The organism is Streptomyces sp. CBMA123 (assembly GCF_014596465.1).
GTDB lineage: Bacteria > Actinomycetota > Actinomycetes > Streptomycetales > Streptomycetaceae > Kitasatospora.
Genome location: NZ_MECK01000330.1, coordinates 1 through 5176, shown reverse-complemented (window position 1 = coordinate 5176; position 5176 = coordinate 1). Strand labels below are relative to the sequence as shown.

The 5176-nt window shown below is 74.6% G+C and carries 3 protein-coding genes and 1 pseudogene; 2 read left to right on the top strand and 2 right to left on the bottom strand.

Annotation, left to right across the window (positions count from 1 at the left end; translation table 11 throughout):
• Positions 1–230: 230 nt before the first annotated feature.
• Positions 231–305: pseudogene (locus BG452_RS48195) on the top strand ((2Fe-2S)-binding protein); the annotation flags it as partial.
• A gap of 230 nt (positions 306–535) precedes the next feature.
• Positions 536–1621, top strand: a complete 1086-nt coding sequence (locus BG452_RS29355; protein ID WP_188307382.1) for a DUF2637 domain-containing protein — start codon at positions 536–538, stop codon at positions 1619–1621.
• A gap of 31 nt (positions 1622–1652) precedes the next feature.
• Here BG452_RS29355 and BG452_RS29350 read toward each other — a convergent pair whose 3' ends face one another.
• Positions 1653–3962: a SpoIIE family protein phosphatase gene (locus tag BG452_RS29350; RefSeq protein ID WP_188307381.1), complete on the bottom strand. Its 2310-nt coding sequence runs from the start codon at positions 3960–3962 to the stop codon at positions 1653–1655.
• Positions 3963–4375: 413 nt separating this feature from the next.
• Positions 4376–4891: an ATP-binding protein gene (locus BG452_RS29345; protein ID WP_188307380.1), complete on the bottom strand. Its 516-nt coding sequence runs from the start codon at positions 4889–4891 to the stop codon at positions 4376–4378.
• Positions 4892–5176: the final 285 nt, after the last annotated feature.

Below are 5176 nucleotides of genomic sequence, written 5' to 3'. Positions count from 1 at the left end.
CGCGCCGTTGTCGCGCCATGAGCTGTGCAGCCATGAGCTGTATCGCGGCGGCACGCCCCTGAAACGGGGTCCGTGACCTCTCCCGCCCGGCCCCGCGCCGTGCCGCCGCCCCCCCCCCCCCCCCCCCCCCCCCCCCCACCCCCCCCCCCCCGGCCCCCTTCACTCCGGGTGCCGGTTTCGCACCCCCGGCGCCCGGCCGCACGGGTGCTTCGAATACGGACCGGGCCCGGGCCAGCTGTTGCCTCGTCTACACCGCCGAACCGGAGGAGATGTGCGGCGGCTGCCCCCGCGTCACGCGACGTTGACGAAAATACGTCCGATTATGGATTCGAAAAGCCCGTGATTCCTGGAATGCCCCGCATCGAATTCATCCGACCATGTGATTGACGACGGGTCAGAAATCCCTCTCCTCAGCGCATTGGCGGCGAATCAGCCATTCCCCCGCCGGGCATCCGCCATGATGGTCCCCGCCGCGCCGCTGGAGCGCAGTGGGCGGCGCAGGAAAGCGACGCAGAAAGCGAGGCTGGTTCCGGCGATGAAATTGTCCGACATACCGCTCGGCTGGGCCGTCACCGGGGTAGCGGGGCTGCTGGTCAGCGTGCTTCTGGTGGCCCTGGCCCGGAGCCGGGGATCCGCCGCCGGCGCGGATTCCTGGGAGCGTTCCGAGGAACGGCGCCGCAACAAGGAATCCCTGTACGGCGCCGCCTCCTACACGCTGCTGTTCTGCTGCGCCGGGGTCGCGGCCGCGCTCTCCTTCCACGGCCTGGTCGGCTTCGGCGTGCAGAACCTCGGCCTCTCCGGCGGCTGGGAGTACCTCGTCCCGTTCGGGCTCGACGGCGCCGCGATGTTCTGCTCGGTGCTCGCCGTCCGCGAGGCCAGCCACGGCGACGCGGCGCTCGGCTCCCGGCTGCTGGTCTGGCTCTTCGCCGGCGCCTCGGCCTGGTTCAACTGGGTGCACGCCCCGCGCGGCTTCGGCCACGCCGGCGCCCCGCAGTTCTTCTCCGGCATGTCGCTGTCCGCCGCCGTCCTGTTCGACCGCGCGCTCAAGCAGACCCGCCGGGCCGCGCTGCGCGAGCAGGGCCTGGTGCCGCGTCCGCTGCCGCAGATCCGCATCGTCCGCTGGCTGCGCGCCCCGCGCGAGACCTACGCGGCCTGGTCGCTGATGCTGCTGGAGGGGGTGCGCAGCCTGGACGAGGCGGTGGACGAGGTCCGCGACGACAGGCGGGAGCGCGCGCTGGACAAGGAGCGCCGCAAGCTGGCCGGGCGCCGGGAGCGGGCCGAGATCCGGGCGATCAACCGCAGCGGCGGCTGGCGCGGACGCGGCGCCTCCGCACGGCAGTTGGAGTCGGCCGGCTCGGAGCCCGCGATAGCCGGCGGGCCCGGGGCGGAGCGGCCGGAGACGGGTGCGCGGGAGGTCTCCGGTACGCGGGAGGTCTCCGGTGCGCCCGAGGCCGGACCGCGCGAGGTCGAGGCGGCCGAGGGCACCGTCGTCCAGCCGGGCCTGCCGGCCCGTCCGGAACGGCGCACCATCGACCTCACCGTCGACGAGGACACCGTCACCCTGCCCCGGCTGGACTCGCTGGAACGCAAACTGAAGGACCTGGAGCAGCAGTTCGGCTGACTCGTCCCCAGGGCGTGGGCCCCGGGGATGATCAGGCCGCGCTCGTCCCGGTGAGCTCGAACCACATCCGCTTGCCGGACCCGCGCGGCTCCACGCCCCAGGCGTCCGCCAGCGCCTCCACCAGCATCAGCCCGCGCCCGGAGGAGGCCTGCTCCCCCGGCGTCCGGCGGGTCGGCCACAGGTCCGACTCGTCCTCCACCTCGACCCGCAGCCGGGCCCGGCCGCCGTCCGAGGCCGCCTCCCGGTAGAGCCGGGCGGTGAACATGGCGTCCCGGTCGGTGTGCCGGATCGCGTTGGTGACCAGCTCGGAGGAGAGCAGCTCGGCGGTGTCGATGAACTCGGCGACGCCCCAGCGGCGCAGCGCGTCGCGCAGTTCGGCCCGCACCTCGGCGACCCGCGCCAGGTCCGCCTGGCCGATCCGGCGGCGCAGCTGCTGGGCGGCCAGGCCGCCCTCCGGGCCGTCCCAGCGGAGCAGCAGCAGCGCTATGTCGTCCTCGCGCTCGCTGGAGTCGGCGGCCTGCGAGGCGATCCGGTCGGCCAGCTCCTCCAGCGGGTCGCGGGCCGCCCGGTCGGTGACCGGCAGCGGACGGGCCAGGGTGCGGGTGAGTCGGCCGATGCCCTCGTCCAGGTCCATGCCGCGCGCCTCGACCAGGCCGTCGGTGCACAGCAGCACCGTCTCTCCCGGGTCCAGGCTGAACCTGGTCACCCGGTACTCCTGGTCCGGGTCGATGCCCAGCGGCAGCCCGCCGGCCACCGGCAGTACGGCGGCGGTGCCGTCCGCACGGCGCACCACCGGGTCCAGGTGGCCGGCCCGGACGGCGTAGACCACGCCGTAGTCCACGTTGACCTCGGCGTAGGTGCAGGTCGCGAAGTGGTCGGTGTCCAGGTCGGCGAGGAAGCGGGAGGCCCGGGCCATCACCGCGGCGGGCGGGTGGCCCTCGGCGGCGTAGGCGCGCAGCGCGATCCGCAGCTGGCCCATGATCCCGGCGGCGTGCACGTCGTGCCCCTGGACGTCGCCGATCACCAGGCCGACGTGCCCGCCGGGCAGCGGCACCACGTCGTACCAGTCGCCGCCGATCTGCAGGCCGGAGCCGGCCGCGAGGTAGCGCACCGCGGTGGTCACCCCGGGCACGGAGGGGACGGTGCGCGGCAGCATCACCCGCTGCAGGCCGGCCGCCAGCTCGTGCTCGGCGTCGTGCAGCCGGGCCCGGGCCAGCGACTGGGCCACCAGCCCGCCCAGGGTGGACAGCAGGGTGCGCTCGTCCGCGTCCAGCTCGCGCTCGTCGTCGAAGCTGACCACGCAGACGCCGATCGCCCGGCCGCTGGCCACCAGCGGCAGGTACGCCCAGGAGCCGCGGCCGGTGCGGCTGGTCTGCTCCCAGACGTCGGGGTGGCGGTCGCGGAAGTCCTCGCGGCTGGAGATGAAGACCGGGGCGCGGTACTTGAGCGCCTCGGCGGCCGGGTGGCCGGCCGGCAGCACGGCGCGGTCCCAGACGGCGAGCGCCTGCGAGCGGTAGCCGAAGGCGCCCAGGATCCGGGCCCGGCCGGCCTCGAAGGAGGCCAGCACCAGGCCGTCCGGCGGCAGCCCCGGCAGCGGCAGCTCGGTGAACACCCGGGCCACGTCACGGACGGTGACCGCTTCGGAGAGGGCGCGCGCGGCCTCCTTGATGAACCGGGAGCGCTCCTCGCGCAGCAGGGCCATCCGGTCGGCCCGGTCGCGCTTGTGCAGCTCGACGGTGGCGTCCCAGACGAAGCCCACCATCCGGGAGGCCCGGCCGAAGGCGTCCGCGAGCACCCGGCCGCGGAAGCGCACCGCGCGCATCGTCCCGTCCGGCCCGACGGTGCGGTAGTAGGCGCCGCACTGGCCCAGCTCGGCCACTGCGCGCTCGACCCGGCGGCGCACCACGGGCGCGTCCTCGGGGTGCAGCAGGGACAGGAAGGAGGCGGCGGTGCGGTCGAAGCGGTCCCGCTCGACGGCGTCCAGGCCGATGATCGCGCAGGCCCGCTGGTCGCCCTCCAGGACGTCGCGGCGGATGTCCCAGTCGAAGGAGCCGATGCCGTTGGCGGCCATCGCGGGCTCCAGCCAGTCCGGCATGGAGTCGGTGGAGGACGGCGGCAGCCCGCCCGACAGCACGGGCGCCAGCCGGCCGGAGGCGAGCACCGGGGGCGTGCGCGCGGAGTTGCGGCGGGTGGCCTGCGCGGGCTGGCGCGGGGCCGGGGGCTGCGGTTGGTACGGCTGCTGCGGCCGGCGCGGTTGTTGCGGTTGGCGCGGCTGGTGCGGCTCCAGGGCGGACGCGCCGGGAGGAAGCGCCGGCCCCGGCGACTCGGGCTCAGTGGGCATGCTGCTCCTGCCGCTGCCGTGGCGGACCGCGCCGACCGTCCGGACGGGCCGCGTGGCGGTGTGATGGGTCGTGCTGGATCGGATGGTGCCGACGGACGGGGGTCAGTCGAGGTTCGGTCTCCCCGCTGCTTCCCGCACGTGGACAGACATTCCCACCATCCTGTCCAATGTTCGGCCGAGCGGCAATGGCAACGGGCCGGAAATCTTGCGCCCCACCTTGTGTTCAGGGCTTGCTTCGGGAACGGATCGATCGACGGCGAACAATCGTGCGGGGACGGCGTACGGGTGCGCCGGAAGCGGTCGGCAGCGATCCGGCCGCGGGAGCCGACCCGAGGTCCAGTGCGCGGCCAGGCCGGGCCAGGCCAGACCAGGGCTACGGCACGGCACGGCTGCGGGGTAGGACTGCGGCAGGACTACGGCAGGGCGAGTTCGAACCAGGTGACCTTGCCGTCCCCCCGTAGCTGCACCCCCCAGGAGTCCGCGAGCGCCTCCACCAGCATCAGCCCGCGGCCCGAGGTCGCGTACTCGGCGTCCGGATCGCGCCGCCGCCCGGGCAGCCGGCTCGCGCCGTCCTGCACCTCGATCCGCAGCCGGCTCTCCGAGTCGAGCACCGCGTCGAAGACCGCGCCCTTGGTGGTGTGCAGGAGCGCGTTGGTGACCAGCTCGGAGGAGAGCAGCTCGGCGGTGTCGGACAGCTCCGGCACCCCCCAGTGGCTCAGCGCCGTGCGCAGCCGGTGCCGCACCGAGCCCACCGCGACCAGGTCGGCCGGGTCGAGCGCCAGGTGCAGCCGTCGGTGCAGTGCGCACCCCGGGGCCGAGGCACCCGGCAGGGCCGTACCGGCGCCGGTGGCCGGGCCCTGGGCCGCCCCGGACCGGTAGGCGTCGCCCGAACTCGTCCGCTGTCGCGGGAATCGCGACTGACCGTCCATCAACACATGCCCCCGCCCTCAAATCCGGGCCCCCGCCTCCGGATCCCCCGCCGGCCGGGTGGCCCCCTCGTTCTGACCACTCATCCTCATGCCCAGTTGACGGCGTTTGCAACAGTGTGCGTCCGATCACGTGGGGTGAAAGGGGCACGGGGAGGTTCACGTGATCCAACTGCCCGCGCCGGACTGGTTTGCGAAGCGCAGAGGCTGTTTTCGAGCCCGCCCCCGCCCGATCCCGCGCACACCCGGCGCCCGTACGGACCGTGCGCGGGGCCGCGCGCCCCATGC